We start from the raw sequence: 17713 nt of genomic DNA, 5'->3' as shown, positions 1-17713 counted from the left end.
CATCAGGGCTAAAAAAAATCCTGCTTATTCAAGCAGGATTTTTCTATTATATGAATTTTAGTGATTACAACCCAAAAGCTGCTTTTACTTGATCTACATAATCCAATTTCTCCCAAGTGAATAATTCTACTTCAACCGTTTTTGGAGCGCCATTTGGCAATTGGAAAGTCTTAGTAACCGTTTCAGGTTTTCTTCCCATATGACCATAAGCAGCTGTTTCGCTATAAATCGGATTTCTCAATTTCAAACGTTGCTCAATAAAATACGGACGCATATCAAATACGTTTTCCACTACTTTACTAATCTCTCCGTCGGTCAAATTCACTTTAGAAGTTCCGTAAGTTACCACATTGATTGAGGTTGGTTTTGCCACTCCAATCGCATAAGAAACTTGAACCAAAACTTCATCACACAATCCGGCAGCCACTAAGTTTTTAGCAATATGACGGGTTGCATAAGCGGCAGAACGATCCACTTTTGATGGGTCTTTTCCAGAGAAAGCACCACCACCATGAGCGCCTTTGCCACCATACGTATCCACGATAATTTTTCTTCCGGTCAAACCGGTATCGCCGTGTGGTCCACCGATTACGAATTTTCCAGTTGGGTTGATATGGTAGGTAATTTGGTCATTAAATAAATGAGCGTATTGCGGGTATTTTGCTTTAATTCTCGGAATCAAAATCCCAACCAAATCGCTTTTAATTTTAGCCAACATTTCAGCTTCTGCAGCAAAATCATCATGCTGTGTAGAGATTACAATAGCGTCAATTCGTTGTGGTTTATTATCGTCAGAATACTCTAAAGTAACTTGTGATTTGGCATCAGGGCGTAAGTATTTAATTTCGTTATTTTCTCTTCTAAGATTCGCTAATTCAATTAACAAAGCATGAGATAAATCTAAAGCCAAAGGCATGTAGTTTTCTGTCTCATTCGTAGCATAACCAAACATCATTCCTTGGTCTCCTGCACCTTGCTCTTCTTTACTTGCTCTGTCAACACCTTGGTTAATATCCGCAGATTGTTCGTGAATAGCCGATAAAACACCACAAGAATCCGCTTCAAACATATACTCACTTTTGGTATATCCAATCTTACGGATTACTTCTCTTGCAATAGACTGCACATCAAGATAGGTGCTCGATTTCACTTCACCAGCCAAAATTACCTGTCCTGTTGTTACAAGTGTTTCGCAGGCTACTTTTGATTCCGCATCAAAGGCCAAAAAGTTATCAATTAACGCATCAGAAATCTGATCTGCAACTTTGTCTGGATGTCCTTCACTCACTGACTCCGACGTAAATAAATAAGCCATAACTATGTTTTAGTTTTATATTAATTGTTTCGAAAAATAAGGGAGATTGCCTTGAAAGCTAAAGGAGAGTTTCTGCTTTAGCATTTTTTAACGAGGTTGCAATCAGTTCAAATTTTTCCTCTTATTTTTTCGACTGCAAATGTATAAAGACTATTTTGAATACAAAAAACTATTTTACTTTTTTTATTTTTTTATGATGATTTCAAAATTCTAAATACGTAGTATTTAAATATATATAAATCAATTTCAAATGTTAAATTTTCAAATTACGTTTGGTCAATTGAAAAATAGTTCAGAAGTTTGCTTTAACAAAAATAACGCAAAATGAAATTTACAATGTGCTCTATGTGTCGTATGATGTCGGAAATCTCCGCAGAGAACACTATTGCATAATTTTAAATTTTTAAAATATACAATGAAACCTCTGCTAACCGCGGAGGTTTTTTTATTTAAAACAAAATCAGAATAAAACAAAGTAAAGTAATGAAAGTAACAGTAAAAAATATGATGATGAACAACCGTATGATGCACATGATGATGTGTTGTCGTATGCGCATACCCTGTTGCCAAAAGCGGAAGACCTAGTCGTAGTTAATAGCTACATCTCAAAAGTCCCTTTGGTAACCCACCAAAGGGACTTTTTTTATTCCGGAAATCTAACAATCTAAAATATCTAATAATCTAAATATCTAAATCATGAGCACACAAAAATTTGCAACAAACGCTTTGCACGCTGGACACGATGTTACCAAAAACGCTGGAACTAGAGCCGTCCCAATTTATCAAACTACTTCATACGTATTCAACAATTCGGACCACGCTGCCAATCTTTTCGGTTTAGCCGAAGCCGGATTCATTTACACGCGTTTAAACAACCCCACCAACGACATCCTCGAACAACGTTTGGCAAAACTTGAAGGCGGCATAGGAGCAGTAGTCACCGCATCAGGTACTGCTGCAATCGCAACAACACTTTTGGTTTTGCTAAAAGCGGGAGATCATATTGTGGCTTCTAATAGTTTGTATGGTGGAACGTACAATCTGCTAAAAGTTACTTTACCAAGATTAGGCATCACAACCACTTATGTAGACCCAGCCAACCCTGAAAATTTTACCAAAGCCGCACAGGAAAATACCAGAGCCTTCTTTGTAGAAAGCTTAGGCAATCCAAAATTGGATGTCCTCGATTTGAAAGCCATTTCCAAAGAAGCCAAAGCCTTCAAAGTGCCATTTATCGTTGACAATACCGTAGCCACACCCTTTTTGCTGAACCCAATTCAATACGGAGCTGATATCGTTATTCATTCGTTAACAAAATACATCACTGGAAACGGAACTTCGCTTGGGGGCGTCATCATCGATGCCGGAAACTTTGATTGGAGCAACGGAAAATTCCCTGAATTTACCGAACCCTCAGCAGGATATCATGGATTGAAATACTACGAAGCTCTTGGTGCAGCCTCTTTCATAGCCAAAGTACGAATCGAAGGCTTACGCGATTTTGGCGCTGCTCTCAGTCCGTTCAATGCTTTTCAAACGATTCAAGGATTGGAAACCTTAGCAATCCGAATCAAAAAACACAGCGAGAATGCGCTGGCATTAGCCCAATGGTTGCAAACTCAGGAACAAGTGGCTTGGGTAAATTATCCCGGATTGGAAACTTCTAAATACAAAGCCTTAGCCGATGAATATCTTCCGGAAGGCAAAAGCGGCATCGTAACCTTCGGACTCAAAGGCGGATTTGAAGCAGCTAAAAAAGTAGCCGATTCGACCCAACTGTTTTCGTTGCTAGCCAATATTGGGGATACAAAATCACTCATCATACATCCTGCTAGTACAACACATCAGCAATTGTCAGATACCGAACAGGAAGCTACTGGCGTAACCAAAGATTTAATTCGTTTGTCTGTTGGTCTGGAAAATATAGACGATTTGAAAGCCGATTTAGAAGCGGCCTTCGTAACCATCAAAACGACTCAATTGATATAAATAAAGAAATTGAAGATAAAGCCCATTGCTTAGGTTTTGTTCCGCTGCGCTCCAAATAGTTCGACAGCGCTTCGGGTAGTTTGTTTGCTAAGACTGTCTTCAAAGGTTAGGTTGAAGGCAGTCTTTTAAAAAAAAAATGTTATGAAAAAGAATTTAGAAAAAATAGATGTGTTCATCTTTGATTTAGAAAACGGAAAGCGTAGACCCTATATTCCGTTGTTCTTTCAAACTTTTGGTCAACCCATTGGGTCGGCTCCGGTGGTAGTCGTCAATCATGCACTTACAGGAAACTCCAATGTCACAGGCGAATCTGGTTGGTGGAATGACTTGATTGGGGATGATAAAACAATCGATACCAATTATTTCACGGTCATTGCCTTTAATATTCCGGGCAACGGTTACGATGATATCTTTGGAAACCTGATTTCAAATTACACCGATTTTACAATACGCGATGTATCTCGAATCTTTTGGGAAGGTCTTTCGTTTCTCAAAATAGACGAAGTTTTTGCTGTAATTGGTGGAAGCTTGGGCGGTGCCATAGCTTGGGAAATGGCTGCTTTGAAACCCAATTCAATTCAAAATCTAATTCCCATTGCCACCGATTGGAAAGCGACTGACTGGGTAATTGCGAATGTTTTAATTCAGGATCAGATTCTCAATAATTCAGATGACCCCATTGCCGATGCGCGTTTGCACGCCATGTTGTTGTATCGAACGCCACAATCCATAAATCAAAGGTTTCAACGAAGTAAATTCAAGGATTCTTCTGTCTTTCAAATCGAGAATTGGTTGGCCAATCACGGTGTTAAACTCAAAAACCGCTTTCGTTTATCGGCGTATAAACTGATGAATCATTTATTAAAAACGAATGATATTTCTCGAGACAGAAAAGATTTTTTGTCTGTAGCTAAAAATATTCAGGCTACTATTCATGTGGTTGCCATTGATACAGATTATTTTTTTATTCCGGATGAAAATCGGGAAACCCATCAACAATTGTTGTCAATCAAGGAGAATGTCTTTTATCACGAAATCAAATCTATTCATGGTCACGATGCTTTTTTAATCGAATTTGAACAGTTATCACAAATCCTGAAACCTATTTTTAACAAACAAAAACAACAAAATTATGTCAGCGCTTAGAATCAATGTAGTCCTTTTGGGTATTGGTAATGTCGGTAGTACTTTAATCAATCTGGTCATCGAAAGTCAAAAATTCTTCCTCGAAAAGAGAAACATTGACCTCCGATTTCCTATCATCACCAATTCCACGTTAGCGTTCTTCGAAAAAGACGGCCTAAAAAACCAGTGGGAAGCCAATTTCGCTCAATCGGCCATTCCGTTCCGAATAGAAGATATTATCGAATATGTTCAAGAACAACAACTGGAAAACCTTATTGCGGTGGATGCCACGGCCAGTTCGGACATCATCAAAAACTACATATCCCTCATTCAAAACGGATTTGACATTGTGGCTGCTAATAAAAAGGCCAATACACAGCACACCGATTTTTATAAAGAATTAAGAAGAACCCTCAAAAAATACGACAAGACATTTTTATATGAAACCAATGTTGGTGCCGGATTGCCAGTCGTACAAACCATCAATGACCTGCATTTTTCAGGCGAAGAAATCACCAAAATAAGAGGCGTTTTCTCAGGCTCACTAAGTTATATTTTTAACCGATTTTCTACTGAAGAACTGCCTTTTTCCAAAATTTTGGCGCAAGCAGAAAAAATCGGATTAACCGAACCCGATTCCAGAGAAGATTTATCCGGAAATGATGTGGCCCGAAAGTTACTGATTCTGGCACGCGAAATCGAACAGGAATTCGAGTTTTCCGACATCAAAATAGAATCCCTTTTGCTCCCCAATCTGAATGAACCCCATTCCAAAGCCGAATATTCCATCAACAAACAGTTGTTCGACAAACCCTTTCAAATTGCCAAAATCACGCAAGCCGAAAATCAGGTGCTGCGCTATGTGGGCGAATTCGATGTAAAATCAAAACAACTAGAAGTCAAACTCATCTCGGTCCCAAAAAGTTCCGCTTTGGGTCAACTCCAAGGTGCTGATAACCTAATCGAAATCTACACTAAATCCTATGGCGATATCCCAATTGTAATCCAAGGAGCCGGTGCCGGAAAACAAGTGACTGCGCGCGGTGTTTTGACCGATATTTTAAAAGTAGCCGAAAAAATAAAAATCAAAGAAGCCGTTTGGTTATAACATTTTGTATCTTAAACAAACCCAACCCCGAAAACCTTTGATATTAAGAGGAGGACTGCCAGTGGCAGTCAGGTACAATAGCTTTAGCTCGCCACTGACACTACAACGTTGTAGGTTTTTATTTTTTAAAATCCCTTGCAAATAACATTTCTATGCTGTTACTTTGCACCGTTCATAAACTTATTGTTCGTTATCACGAAAGCTGGAGGGAATAGACCCGTTGAAAGCTTAGCAACCCTTTGCCAAAAGAAGGTGCTACATTCTATCTCGTTTTTAAAACGAGAGCAGATAACCCAGAGAATTCTTCTCAACTTTCACGATAACATACTATAATTAATGCTGAACTTGATTCAGTATCTTGAGCGAATGGCTTGCGCATAGTTGCAGTCCTTGTTCCCGCTTTCTGTGTTACATGGTAACACGGCCAATCGGGGCTAATTAGTTATCCATTTTTGTAAAGAAAAATAAATGTCAAAGATTCAAGACGCCATCAAAGAAAGAATCCTCGTGCTCGACGGAGCCATGGGAACCATGTTGCAACGCAATAACTTTTCCGAAGAAGATTTTCGCGGAGAGCGATTTAAAGATTTTCCACATCCCTTAAAAGGCAACAACGATTTACTTTCCCTAACACAACCCGAAGCCGTAAAACAGGTTCACCGTCTGTATTTTCAAGCTGGAGCTGATATTGTAGAAACCAATACCTTCTCAGGAACCACCATCGGAATGGCCGATTATCATTTAGAGGATTTGGTCTACGAACTCAACTACGAATCGGCAAAGATTGCCCGCAAAGTAGCAGACGAATTCACCGACAGACCGCGTTTTGTTGCGGGTTCTATTGGACCAACAAACCGCACCGCTTCCATGTCACCAGATGTCAACGATCCGGGTTTTCGTGCGGTAACTTTTGACGATTTACGCATCGCCTACAAACAACAAGTAGAAGCCTTAATTGATGGAGGCTGTGATGTACTTTTAGTAGAAACCATTTTTGATACACTAAACGCCAAAGCGGCATTATTCGCCATCGAAGAAGTAAAGGAAGAACGCCATCTCGATATTCCGGTTATGGTTTCAGGAACGATTACCGATGCTTCCGGAAGAACCTTGTCCGGGCAAACCGTGGAAGCTTTTCTGATTTCGATAGCCCACATCGATTTACTAAGTATTGGTTTCAATTGTGCTTTAGGTGCTGACCAATTAAAACCTTATTTAAAACGTTTGGCGCACAACACGCAACTCAATATTTCAGCACATCCGAATGCCGGTTTACCCAATGCTTTCGGACAGTACGACCAAACTCCTGAAGAAATGCAAGCCTTAATCAAAGAGTATTTACAAGATAATTTAATCAACATCATTGGTGGTTGCTGTGGCACAACACCAGAACACATCAAAGCCATTGCTGATGTTGCTAAAGAATTTAAACCAAGACAAATTTTAGAAACGATATAATGGCGCACGCAACCAAATACCTAAAACTATCCGGATTAGAACCCTTGATAGTTACTCCAGAATCCAATTTCATCAACGTAGGTGAACGAACGAACGTTACTGGTTCGCGTAAATTTTTGCGTTTAATCAAAGAAGAAAAATACGAAGAAGCACTCGACATTGCCCGAAATCAAGTAGAAGGCGGAGCCCAAATCATCGATATTAATATGGATGAAGGAATGTTGGATGGAGTCTATGCTATGACCAAATTCCTAAATCTCATTGCAGCTGAACCCGATATTGCTCGAGTTCCAGTCATGGTGGATAGTTCCAAATGGGAAATCATTGAAGCTGGACTAAAAGTCATTCAGGGTAAAGGTGTCGTAAATTCGATTTCTCTTAAAGAAGGAAAAGAAGCTTTCATACATCACGCCAAACTGATAAAACGTTATGGTGCTGCCGTAATCGTGATGGCTTTTGATGAAGACGGTCAAGCTGATAACTACGAACGCCGTATCGAAATCTGCAAAAGAAGCTATGATATTCTGGTAAATGAAGTGCATTTCCCGGCAGAAGACATCATCTTCGACCCCAATATTTTTCCTGTAGCCACCGGAATGGAGGAACATAAATTAAATGCTCTCGATTTCTTCAGAGCTACAAAATGGATACGCGAAAATCTCCCATATGCTGGAGTTTCAGGCGGAGTAAGCAACGTCTCGTTTTCGTTTCGTGGGAATGATAAAGTACGTGAAGCCATGCACTCAGCATTTTTATATCACGCCATCCAGAACGGCATGACCATGGGAATTGTAAATCCAGAAATGCTCGAGATTTATGATGAAATTGATCCTGTTTTATTGGAACATGTGGAAGATGTTCTACTTAACAGAAGAGAAGATGCGACCGAAAGATTGTTGGATTTAGCCGAAAGCTTCAAAGGCGATTTCAAAGTCAATGAAAAAGCGATTCAAGAATGGCGTAACGGTTCGGTTCAGGAACGATTGACGCATTCACTAGTAAAAGGAATTGACGAATTTATCGAAATTGATGTAGAAGAAGCCAGAGCCACTTCTGAAAAAGCCATTGATGTTATCGAAATTAATTTGATGGCCGGAATGAATGTTGTAGGCGATTTGTTTGGAAGCGGAAAAATGTTTTTGCCTCAGGTGGTGAAGTCAGCGCGTGTGATGAAAAAAGCGGTTGCTTATTTATTGCCCTACATCGAAGCCCAAAAAGACGGAAAATCATCTTCAGCTGGAAAAGTGTTGATGGCAACGGTTAAAGGCGATGTGCATGATATTGGTAAAAATATTGTAGCCGTAGTTTTAGGGTGCAATAATTTTGAAATTATCGATCTGGGCGTAATGGTACCACCCGAAAAAATTATAGCAGCTGCTGTTGAACATAATGTAGATATTATTGGTTTGAGTGGATTAATTACACCTTCGCTTGACGAAATGGTGTATTTGGCCAAAGAAATGGACAAGCTCAATATCAAAATTCCGATAATGATTGGCGGTGCTACAACATCGCGAGCACATACTGCTGTGAAAATTGCTCCGGAATATAAAGAAACGGTAGTTCACGTAAACGATGCTTCACGCGCCGTAACGGTGGCGAGTAATTTACTACAGACTGAAACTAAAGTGGAATACGCCAAAACAGTTCGTGCTGAATACGACCAATTGCGTGATGGGTATCTGAATAGAAGTAGAGACAAAAATTACTTGTCGATTGAAGACGCTCGAAAAAATAAATTACAGTTAGATTGGAATAGTTTTACGCCAATAAAACCCAATTTCATCGGGACAAAAACTGTCGAAGTGGGACTTTCTGAATTAGTTGATTTTATTGATTGGACACCCTTTTTCAGTTCATGGGAGTTGTACGGAAAATATCCGGCGATTCTAACTGATGAAGTGGTAGGAGAACAAGCCACTGCTCTATTTGCTGATGCTCAAAAAATGCTACACCAAATCGTTTCCGAAAAATGGTTGACTGCCAAAGGAATCCTTGGAATCTTTCCTGCGAATACGGTCAATGATGATGATATTGAACTGACAACCGATGTCACCCTGAGCGCAGTCGAAGGGCGACAACCGACAAGCTTTTTAACCTTACGCCAACAATCTCAAAAAACCGCGGGAGCACCTAACATTGCTTTAGCTGATTTTGTAGCTCCAAAAGACACTGGAAAACAAGACTACATCGGATGTTTTTGTGTCACGACCGGATTTGGAGTTGATGAAAAAGCAGCAGAATTTGAAAAGCAATTAGACGATTATAATTCGATTTTAGTAAAAGCATTGGGCGACAGATTAGCCGAAGCCTTTGCCGAATATTTACATTTAAAAGTTCGTAAAGAAATTTGGGGCTATGCTTCGGATGAAAGTTTAAGCAATCAAGATTTGATTGATGAAGAGTACAAAGGAATCCGTCCGGCACCGGGTTATCCGGCTTGTCCCGACCATTTGGAAAAACCAACGATTTGGAAATTGTTAGATGTAGAGCAGGAAATCGGAGTGCGATTAACCGAAAGTATGGCGATGTGGCCGGCATCCTCTGTATCAGGATATTATTTTGCACATCCGGATAGTAAGTATTTCGGTCTAGGGAAAATTAAAGAAGATCAAGTAATAGATTACGCCAAAAGAAGAGGCATTTCGACAGAACAAGCAACGAAATGGCTCAACCCAAACATAGCAGATTAAAATAGTCATAAAGTCAAAGGTCTTAAAGTCATAAAGAAAATTTCTTTTTTTGATTTTCGACTTTCGACTTTCAAACTTAAAGACTCATAATTATGAAAGTAACTCAACATATAGAAAACGCGAACGGAAAACCCTTGTTTTCGTTTGAAATTTTACCGCCTTTGAAAGGACAGAATATCCAATCTATTTTTGATAGTATCGATCCGTTAATGGAATTCAATCCGCCTTTTATAGATGTGACGTACCATCGAGAAGAATATGAATTCAAGGAGTTGCCAAGCGGTTTACTACAAAAGAAAATTGTAAAAAAACGTCCCGGGACGGTGGGAATTTGTGCCGGAATTCAGAATAAATACAATGTTGATGCTATTCCGCATATTTTGTGTGGTGGTTTTACTAAAGAAGATACCGAAAATCTGTTGATTGATTTGGATTTCCTCGGCATTGATAATGTAGTAGCGCTTCGTGGCGATGCTTTGAAAAACGAAACTTACTTCAAGCCTGAAAAGGAAGGCAACGAATATGCGACCGATTTAGTGCTGCAAATCAGCAATCTTAATAACGGAATTTATCTGGATGAAGATTTGAAGAATTCGGCGCAGACTAATTTCTGCATTGGAGTGGCGGGTTATCCGGAGAAGCACATGGAAGCGCCAAGTTTGGATAGTGATATTCATTTCCTGAAACAGAAGATCAAAAATGGCGCCGATTATATCATCACACAGATGTTTTTTGATAACAAGAAATTCTTTGATTTTGTAGACAAATGCCGTGCTTCCGGAATCACGATTCCGATTATTCCCGGTTTGAAGCCTATTGCGACCAAAAAGCAACTGAATTTGATTCCGCACCGTTTCAGTATTGAATTACCGGACGATTTGATTATGGCTGTAGTGAAAGCGAAAGACAACGATGAAGTCAAACAAATAGGAATCGAATGGTGTCAACAACAGAGCAAGGAACTGGTTGCGGCAGGAATTCCTGTATTGCATTATTACTCGATGGGGAAAGCAGAGAACATCAAGGCGATTGCTGCTGCGATTTTTTAAACCCATTTCACAAAAGACAAATCCCGACCAGCCCTGATGGGAGCGGCACCGAAGTAGAGCGGACAGCAGGAAAATGGTTTAGAAAAAGGCCCGAACCATTCGCTCCTAAAGATATTCTGCTATATTTGTGCGTTTTAAATTTTAGGATGCGAAAAATATACTTTCTTTTTTTAGGGTTCAGTCTAACGGTTTTTGCCCAAAAGGACAATCCGTTTTCGGTGGAAGCTTCTTATTTGAGAGGGAATGTTCTCCCGCATACCGAGGATATGTATCATTTGGTGAATGGTCATCCACAAGCTTTTTTGCTTACCGTTGTCAAAAGAACCGATGGATCGAGCGAATGGCATCGAGCGTATAATTACCCTGATTATGGCGGCTATTTTTTATATCAGGATTTTAAAAGTCAGCCCTTGGGCGAAAACTATTCTGCCGGAGCTTTGTATAATTTTTACTTTTGGAAAAGACGTTTACAGTTGCAACTGGCACAAGGAATTGCCGTTACTACGAGTCCTTATGACAAAGTAGAGAACAGTAAAAACAAGGCTTTTGGAAGCAGAATCATGGCCAATACGAATATTGGTCTTGCCTACGACAATCAGCACCTTTTTAAGAATGTTGGGTTTCATGCCGGAATTTTATTTACCCATTATTCTAATGGAAGGGTAAAATCACCCAATAGCGGCATTAATACCTATGTGCTGAATTTGGGCGTGAATTATAATTTTTCGGAGGATTTTAAAAGACAACCAGATACCACATCTGTAAAAAAATCATACAAAGAACCCATTCACTATAACTTTGTGTTCCGAACCGGAATCAATGAAAGTCCCATCGTGAACAGCGGACAATATCCTTTTTACCACGTTGGCTTTTATGCAGACAAGCGTTTGAATCGAAAAACGGCTTTGCAATTCGGAGCCGAATTGTTCCTGACTAAATCTATAGAAGAATACATCAAGTATTTTGCTATTGCTTATCCTGAAAACGAAAATCCTATAGATACTGATACCGACTATAAGAGAGTTGGAATTTTCATAGGGCATGAATTGATCATCAACAGAATTTCGTTGGAAGCACAAGTAGGGTATTATGTTTATCAACCCTTTAAAAAAGATATTCCGATTTATGATAGAGTTGGCGTTAAATATCATTTTACCAAGAATATTTTTGGCGGATTTACCATAAAAACGCACATGTTTTTGGCTGAGGCATTGGAATTTGGCATAGGATACAGAATTTAAATTGACCGTTATGAAGAGATTTTCGCTACTTATCGTTTTGTTTTGGATGCTCAACGCCTGTGAAAAACCAAGCGATTGTATAGAAAGCACCGGAGCTATTATCACAAAAGAAGTTGCGGTAACCGATTTCAAAAAGATAAAAGTCTACCGCGGCATTGAAGTGATTATAACGGAAGGGCCAACAAAAGTAGTGATTGAAGCCGGAGAAAATTTCATCGATAATGTTAAGGTCATTCAAAACGGTGATCAACTCATTTTTAAGGATGAAACCAGCTGTAATTGGGTGCGTTCTTATGGTCGGATAAAAATTCATGTGACTACACCAACCTTAGAAGAAGTCTATTCAAAAACCGATAGAAATATCAGTTCCAATGGCGTACTGACTTTTCCAAACCTTAGTGTTATTGCTATGGACAAAGATGGTGATGGCGAAAGTGGTGCTGCAACCGGAGATTTTATACTTAATGTTAACAATAGTAGTTTGTATATCGCCAACAACAATGTTTCCCGATTTTATCTTTCAGGTCAGACTACTACAGCGACTTTTAACTTCTATTTTGGCGATGGACGATTAGAAGCACAAAATTTAATGGTACAAAACATTACTGTTTTTCATCGTGGTTTCAATGATATGATTGTCTATCCGATTGAAAATTTAAGCGGAGATTTATATAGCACGGGAAATTTAATTGTAAAAAATTATCCGGCAAACCCAGATACGGTTGTTCGTCATTATCAGGGCAGACTTATCTATGAATAAGGTAAGAGTTTCAATGCTGAATACTACTTTTTGTTTGTTTTCTCTCTAAAGATTTGCTCCAGATTTTTATTTTTCAGACTGATTTGGAGTGTTTTTAATCCGTTGTCATGTGCGAAATCAAATACCTTTGGACGCATATCTTCATTGGTGTTGAAGGTCAATGTCCATAGATTTTCGCCGTTGTTTTTATAGGTTTTAATGTTGAGTAAATTTGCCAAAATACTTTCGGCAATAGTTTTATCAAATTCTACTTCGATGATTTGCTCGGTTTCTTCAGCAACCAGTTTGTCCAGTTTTTTATCAGTTACAATTTTTCCGTGGTCAATGATGATCACGCGGTCACAAATCGCTTCCACTTCCTGCATGATGTGTGTCGATAGAAATACCGTTTTGTCTTTACCTACATTTTTGATAACATTCCTAATTTCTACCAATTGATTCGGATCTAAACCTGTGGTAGGTTCGTCCAAAATCAACACATCAGGATTATGAAGCAAAGCTGTGGCCAAACCCACACGCTGACGATATCCTTTGGATAATTGTCCAATTTTTTTGTGGCTCTCCGGAGATAAACCGGTCAATTGAATTACTTCTTCTATTCGGGATTTGGCTACTTTATATACATCCGCATTAAAGGCCAAATATTCCCGTACAAACAAATCCAGATACAACGGATTGTGTTCGGGTAAATAACCAACCGAAAGTTGCACGGCTTTTTGGTTTTTAGCAACATCACTTCCGTTAACAGAAGCACTTCCTTCATCGGCATTAATAAACGTCGTCAAAATTTTCATCAGTGTCGATTTTCCTGCGCCATTTGGACCAAGGAAACCCACGATTTCTCCTTTTTTTACCGAAAAAGAAACGTTGTCCAGCGCTTTTTGAGCACCATAACTTTTGGAAATATTTTGAACTTGTATTGACATACCAAACGATTTTGAGCAAATGTAATAATTAATAAAAGGATAACGAAAAAATCACTGCTTTATGATTTTTCACGAAAACGTTAGCGTAACTTTTTTTGGTATCCCTTGTAAAACCTATGCTTAAATTTTTTACATTAGCCAAACAGATACAAAAAATGAGAACATATAACACTTGGTATAACTATTTCTTTTATTTCTTCTTCGGACAGAAAAAGGGAATGGTATTGTGTTACGTCAAAAAGTAAATTTTAAAACGAACTATATATAAATCCCGATGAAAATCGGGATTTTTTTTTGCCTTATGGAAACAAAAATTGCAATACAGGGAATCAAAGGGTCTTTTCATCATCAGGTCGCACAGGAATATTTTCAGCAGGAATTTGCTATGGATGAGTGTATGTCGTTTGATGATTTGGTTAAAAGCCTTATCGAAAACAAAGCTCACAAAGGCGTGATGGCGTTGGAGAATTCCATCGCAGGTTCCATCATTCCGAATTACGCTTTGATTGACCGTAATAATCTCCACATCATTGGCGAACATTATCTTGATATTCATATGAATCTAATGGTTTTGAAAGGCCAAAAAATAGAAGATATTACCGAAGTTCATTCACATCCGATTGCGTTATTACAATGTGCGGTTTTTTTTAGTCAATATCCGCATATTAAATTGGTTGAAAGTGGTGATACAGCGGAAACAGCTCGTAGAATCCAAGAACAAAAGCTTACCGGAATTGGAGCAGTAGCAGCTCCGATTGCAGCGAAACTTTATGATTTAGAGATTTTAGCTGCCGGAATCCATACGATTCAAAGCAATAAAACCCGATTCGTGATTGTAAAAACACAAAACAAGGAATGGCCGAAAGAAGACATAAACAAAGCTTCTATAAAATTTGAATTGGATGACACTGCGGGTAGCTTGGCAACCGTTTTAAACGTAATGAACAATTGCAAACTCAACCTGACCAAAATCCAATCGATGCCGATAATAGAAACACCGTTTCAATATTCCTTTTTTGTCGACGTGATTTTTGAAAAATACAAGCATTACGAAAAAGCTAAGAACATTTTAGCACTAATGACCACGCACTTCAAAGTGTTAGGAGAATATAAAAACGGACGATTATGATACAAACCGCCAAAAGATTAGATAGGGTTGAAGAATACTATTTTTCAAAGAAACTGCGTGAAGTCCGTCAACTGATTTCAGAAGGAAAACCCATTATCAATATGGGAATAGGAAGCCCTGATTTAGTTCCCCATCCAACAGTAATGGAAGCCATGCAACAATCCCTGTTTGATGACAAAGCACACGAATATCAAAGTTATCAAGGCTTGCCTGAACTTAGAAAAGGGATGGCCGATTTTTATCAAAAGCAATTTGGAGTTCCGATAGATTTCAATGCTGAGGTCTTGCCACTTATGGGTTCTAAAGAAGGCATCATGCATATTGCATTGGCTTTTTTAAACGAAGGCGATGAAGTGCTGATTCCGAATCCGGGTTATCCAACCTATGCTTCGGTAACCGAATTGGTTCAGGCAAAAGCTCTTTATTATGATTTATCTGCCGCAACAAATTGGGAACCCGATTTTGAAGCATTGGAACAATCCGATTTGACAAAGGTCAAACTAATGTGGGTGTCATATCCGCACATGCCAACTGGAAAAAACGGTAGTTTGGCATTGTTTGAAAAGCTGATAGCCTTTGGAAAAAAGCACCACATTTTGATTGTCAATGATAATCCTTACAGTTTTGTGCTGAATGATAATCCAATTTCGATTTTGCAGGTAGAAGGCGCCAAAGATTGTGCTTTGGAATTGAATTCGCTATCTAAAACCTACAATATGGCAGGGTGGCGCGTCGGAATGGTTCTAGGAAATTCGACGTTAATCGAAGCAGTTTTGAAGGTAAAAAGCAATATGGATAGTGGAATGTTTTACGGCATTCAAAAAGGAGCGATAGCCGCTTTAAAACTTGAAAATGAATGGTTTGAGCAACAGAATGACATCTATACTAAACGAAGAAATCTGATTTTTCAGTTAGCCCAAAAACTAGGTTGTACGTTCGACAAAAGCAGTGTTGGTTTATTTGTATGGGCAAAATTACCTGCAGCGATTCCATCTGCGGAAGCATTTATTGATGATTTGCTTCTGGAAAAACATTTGTTTGTAACGCCGGGAACTATTTTTGGGAGTAATGGAGAAGGATACATTCGATTTTCACTTTGTGTAACCGAAAAGAAAATACTAGAAGCTATTAGCCGATTTTAAACAAAAGAAATTAATTTTACAACAGATAAAACGCTATGAATATTACAATAGAAAACAGAAAATGGTTAGAGGATTTGCATTTAAATCATCCTCTGGTAATTGCCGGACCTTGTAGTGCTGAAACCGAAGATCAAGTTTTGAAGATTGCTCACGAACTCCAAAACTCCGATGTGTCCATTTTTCGAGCTGGAATTTGGAAACCGAGAACGCGTCCCGGTGGATTTGAAGGCGTTGGTGCCATTGGATTAAAATGGTTGCAAAAGGCTAAAGCCGAAACCGGATTATTGATGGCAGTTGAAGTTGCTAATGCCGCTCACGTAAAATTAGCCCTAGAACACGATATTGATGTGTTGTGGATTGGTGCGCGAACAACCGTGAACCCTTTTGCAGTGCAGGAAATTGCCGATGCTTTGGTCGGAACGGATAAAATTGTTTTGGTGAAAAATCCGGTCAATCCCGATTTGGCGTTGTGGATTGGTGGTGTAGAACGTTTGTACAATGCCGGAATAAAAAAACTGGGCGTCATCCATAGAGGCTTTTCGACGTATGAAAAAACAAAATACAGAAACATCCCTGAATGGCAATTACCGATTGAATTACAAAGTCGTTTCCCAGAATTGATTTTAATTTGTGATCCATCACATATTACAGGACGCAGAGATATGATTCAGGAAGTATCCCAACAAGCGCTAGATTTGAATTATGACGGACTAATTATCGAAACTCATATTGATCCTGATAATGCGTGGAGCGATGCCGCTCAACAAGTTACGCCAACAGTTTTAAAACAAATTTTTGAAGACCTGAAAGTTAAGAAAGTAACGGTAGAAGAGGACGATTATAATACTGAAATGATCAAACTAAGAGCCAACATTGACATTGCGGACAGTAAATTATTGGAAATATTGGGTAATCGAATGAAAGTTGCGGAGCAAATCGGAGCTTTGAAGAAGGCTAAAAATGTAGCGGTTTTGCAAAATAAACGCTGGAATGAAATTTTAGGCAAAATGATATTAGAAGGCGAAGATAAAGGGCTCAGCGAAGAATTCATCTTAAGAATTTTCAAGGCAATCCATCAGGAAAGTATAGCGCATCAGGAAAAGATTATTAATTCTTGATTAATTCTTAAAAAATACGATAAATTACGTATTTTGTTATTATATATTTTTTGTATCATTGCACAACAAATATGAAATTTTAATTAAAATTATCTCAAAAATGAAAAAAATTATTTTAGCACTTACATTGGTTTTCGGACTTGGAATTGCCAATGCTCAGGTTGACATTATCACGAAACATAGTGGAGAAACTGTAGAAGGAAAAGTTATCAGACTTGACGAGTATACAGTGGTTTTCAAATATGATGGTGAAGATGCAGAAAACACTATTGGTAAATATGCAGTAGAAAAAATTGTTTACGGAAAAACAAAAAGAGTTGAAGAAGTAACAGAAAAAATCGTTATCAACGGTGAAGATGACTGGGAAAAAGTAGTTATTCTTGAAGACAAATCATACATCGCTGGTTTGAAAAAAGTTGGTGAAGTACGTGGAAAAACAGGTTTGATCAACTTCCAAACTGGAAACACTGGAGACAAAAAAGCAGCTAAAAAATTAAAAATGGATGCGGCTAAATTAGGTTGTCCTTTTGTTTTACAAGTATCTGACAAAACTACAGTTGGTGCCAACTCTAACGCTATTGGTGGTTCTCAAGCTATCAAAACTGGTGTTGCTTACAAATACTAATCCGTTTTAGATTCAAGATATAAAAGTTGCCAGAA

General features: G+C 38.6%; 14 protein-coding genes and 1 riboswitch. Of the genes, 12 read left to right on the top strand and 2 right to left on the bottom strand.

Going from position 1 to position 17713, the window contains the following annotated elements:
- Nucleotides 1-64: 64 nt before the first annotated feature.
- Nucleotides 65-1315 carry a methionine adenosyltransferase gene (gene metK, locus ACULEU_RS12420; RefSeq protein ID WP_445452887.1) on the bottom strand — a complete coding sequence of 417 codons (1251 nt, stop codon included), beginning with the start codon at nt 1313-1315 and terminating at the stop codon, nt 65-67.
- 696 nt (nt 1316-2011) lie between these two features.
- Between metK and ACULEU_RS12415 the strand changes: the two genes are divergently transcribed.
- From ACULEU_RS12415 to ACULEU_RS12380, 8 genes are all read left to right on the top strand, one after another.
- Nucleotides 2012-3304, top strand: a complete 1293-nt coding sequence (locus tag ACULEU_RS12415) for an O-acetylhomoserine aminocarboxypropyltransferase/cysteine synthase family protein (protein WP_445452886.1) — start codon at nt 2012-2014, stop codon at nt 3302-3304.
- 141 nt (nt 3305-3445) lie between these two features.
- The gene (locus ACULEU_RS12410; RefSeq protein WP_445452885.1) at nt 3446-4450 is read left to right on the top strand and encodes an alpha/beta fold hydrolase; all 1005 of its coding nucleotides are present in this window, start codon (nt 3446-3448) and stop codon (nt 4448-4450) included.
- The gene (locus ACULEU_RS12405; RefSeq protein ID WP_445452884.1) at nt 4437-5537 is read left to right on the top strand and encodes an aspartate kinase; all 1101 of its coding nucleotides are present in this window, start codon (nt 4437-4439) and stop codon (nt 5535-5537) included. Before ACULEU_RS12410 ends, ACULEU_RS12405 begins: the two co-directional genes overlap by 14 nt.
- 187 nt (nt 5538-5724) lie before the next feature.
- Nucleotides 5725-5832: riboswitch (SAM riboswitch) on the top strand.
- A gap of 173 nt (nt 5833-6005) precedes the next feature.
- Nucleotides 6006-6995 carry a homocysteine S-methyltransferase family protein gene (locus tag ACULEU_RS12400; RefSeq protein ID WP_445452883.1) on the top strand — a complete coding sequence of 330 codons (990 nt, stop codon included), beginning with the start codon at nt 6006-6008 and terminating at the stop codon, nt 6993-6995.
- Nucleotides 6995-9688, top strand: a complete 2694-nt coding sequence (gene metH, locus ACULEU_RS12395; RefSeq protein WP_445452882.1) for a methionine synthase — start codon at nt 6995-6997, stop codon at nt 9686-9688. Before ACULEU_RS12400 ends, metH begins: the two co-directional genes overlap by 1 nt.
- A 92-nt stretch (nt 9689-9780) precedes the next feature.
- Nucleotides 9781-10737, top strand: a complete 957-nt coding sequence (metF, locus tag ACULEU_RS12390) for a methylenetetrahydrofolate reductase [NAD(P)H] (RefSeq protein ID WP_445452881.1) — start codon at nt 9781-9783, stop codon at nt 10735-10737.
- Nucleotides 10626-11978: an acyloxyacyl hydrolase gene (locus ACULEU_RS12385; RefSeq protein ID WP_445452880.1), complete on the top strand. Its 1353-nt coding sequence runs from the start codon at nt 10626-10628 to the stop codon at nt 11976-11978. The genes metF and ACULEU_RS12385 overlap by 112 nt, the downstream gene beginning before the upstream one ends.
- 10 nt (nt 11979-11988) lie before the next feature.
- Nucleotides 11989-12738, top strand: a complete 750-nt coding sequence (locus tag ACULEU_RS12380) for a head GIN domain-containing protein (protein ID WP_445452879.1) — start codon at nt 11989-11991, stop codon at nt 12736-12738.
- 23 nt (nt 12739-12761) lie between these two features.
- Here ACULEU_RS12380 and gldA read toward each other — a convergent pair whose 3' ends face one another.
- Nucleotides 12762-13664, bottom strand: coding sequence for a gliding motility-associated ABC transporter ATP-binding subunit GldA (gene gldA / locus ACULEU_RS12375; protein ID WP_445452878.1), 903 nt, complete (start codon nt 13662-13664; stop codon nt 12762-12764).
- Nucleotides 13665-13965: 301 nt separating this feature from the next.
- Between gldA and ACULEU_RS12370 the strand changes: the two genes are divergently transcribed.
- The 4 genes from ACULEU_RS12370 (at nt 13966) to ACULEU_RS12355 (ending at nt 17678) form a co-directional block, all read left to right on the top strand.
- Complete coding sequence (locus ACULEU_RS12370) at nt 13966-14793, top strand: prephenate dehydratase (RefSeq protein ID WP_445452877.1); 828 nt, start codon at nt 13966-13968, stop codon at nt 14791-14793.
- Nucleotides 14790-15935 carry a pyridoxal phosphate-dependent aminotransferase gene (locus tag ACULEU_RS12365; protein ID WP_445452876.1) on the top strand — a complete coding sequence of 382 codons (1146 nt, stop codon included), beginning with the start codon at nt 14790-14792 and terminating at the stop codon, nt 15933-15935. Before ACULEU_RS12370 ends, ACULEU_RS12365 begins: the two co-directional genes overlap by 4 nt.
- A 35-nt stretch (nt 15936-15970) precedes the next feature.
- Entirely contained in the window at nt 15971-17053 is a 1083-nt protein-coding gene (locus tag ACULEU_RS12360) for a chorismate mutase (RefSeq protein WP_445452875.1), read from the top strand.
- A gap of 100 nt (nt 17054-17153) precedes the next feature.
- Nucleotides 17154-17678 (top strand): hypothetical protein, encoded by a 525-nt coding sequence (locus ACULEU_RS12355; RefSeq protein WP_445452874.1) that lies wholly within the window; start codon nt 17154-17156, stop codon nt 17676-17678.
- The last annotated feature ends 35 nt before the right edge of the window (nt 17679-17713 follow it).

It is taken from the genome of Flavobacterium sp. 25HG05S-40, assembly GCF_052654735.1.
The sequence above is the reverse complement of the archived record's forward strand: the minus strand, read 5'-3'. Positions and strand labels throughout refer to the sequence as shown.

Bases quoted from the DNA above. Each gene is read 5' to 3' on its own strand.
- ACULEU_RS12365 (WP_445452876.1), top strand. From the start codon at position 14,790: ATGATACAAACCGCCAAAAGATTAGATAGGGTTGAAGAATACTATTTT.
- ACULEU_RS12380 (WP_445452879.1), top strand. From the start codon at position 11,989: ATGAAGAGATTTTCGCTACTTATCGTTTTGTTTTGGATGCTCAACGCC.
- ACULEU_RS12400 (WP_445452883.1), top strand. From the start codon at position 6,006: ATGTCAAAGATTCAAGACGCCATCAAAGAAAGAATCCTCGTGCTCGAC.
- ACULEU_RS12385 (WP_445452880.1), top strand. From the start codon at position 10,626: ATGGTGTCAACAACAGAGCAAGGAACTGGTTGCGGCAGGAATTCCTGT.
- ACULEU_RS12360 (WP_445452875.1), top strand. From the start codon at position 15,971: ATGAATATTACAATAGAAAACAGAAAATGGTTAGAGGATTTGCATTTA.
- gldA (WP_445452878.1), bottom strand. From the start codon at position 13,664: ATGTCAATACAAGTTCAAAATATTTCCAAAAGTTATGGTGCTCAAAAA.
- ACULEU_RS12415 (WP_445452886.1), top strand. From the start codon at position 2,012: ATGAGCACACAAAAATTTGCAACAAACGCTTTGCACGCTGGACACGAT.
- ACULEU_RS12370 (WP_445452877.1), top strand. From the start codon at position 13,966: ATGGAAACAAAAATTGCAATACAGGGAATCAAAGGGTCTTTTCATCAT.
- metK (WP_445452887.1), bottom strand. From the start codon at position 1,315: ATGGCTTATTTATTTACGTCGGAGTCAGTGAGTGAAGGACATCCAGAC.
- ACULEU_RS12410 (WP_445452885.1), top strand. From the start codon at position 3,446: ATGAAAAAGAATTTAGAAAAAATAGATGTGTTCATCTTTGATTTAGAA.
- ACULEU_RS12355 (WP_445452874.1), top strand. From the start codon at position 17,154: ATGAAAAAAATTATTTTAGCACTTACATTGGTTTTCGGACTTGGAATT.
- ACULEU_RS12405 (WP_445452884.1), top strand. From the start codon at position 4,437: ATGTCAGCGCTTAGAATCAATGTAGTCCTTTTGGGTATTGGTAATGTC.
- metF (WP_445452881.1), top strand. From the start codon at position 9,781: ATGAAAGTAACTCAACATATAGAAAACGCGAACGGAAAACCCTTGTTT.
- metH (WP_445452882.1), top strand. From the start codon at position 6,995: ATGGCGCACGCAACCAAATACCTAAAACTATCCGGATTAGAACCCTTG.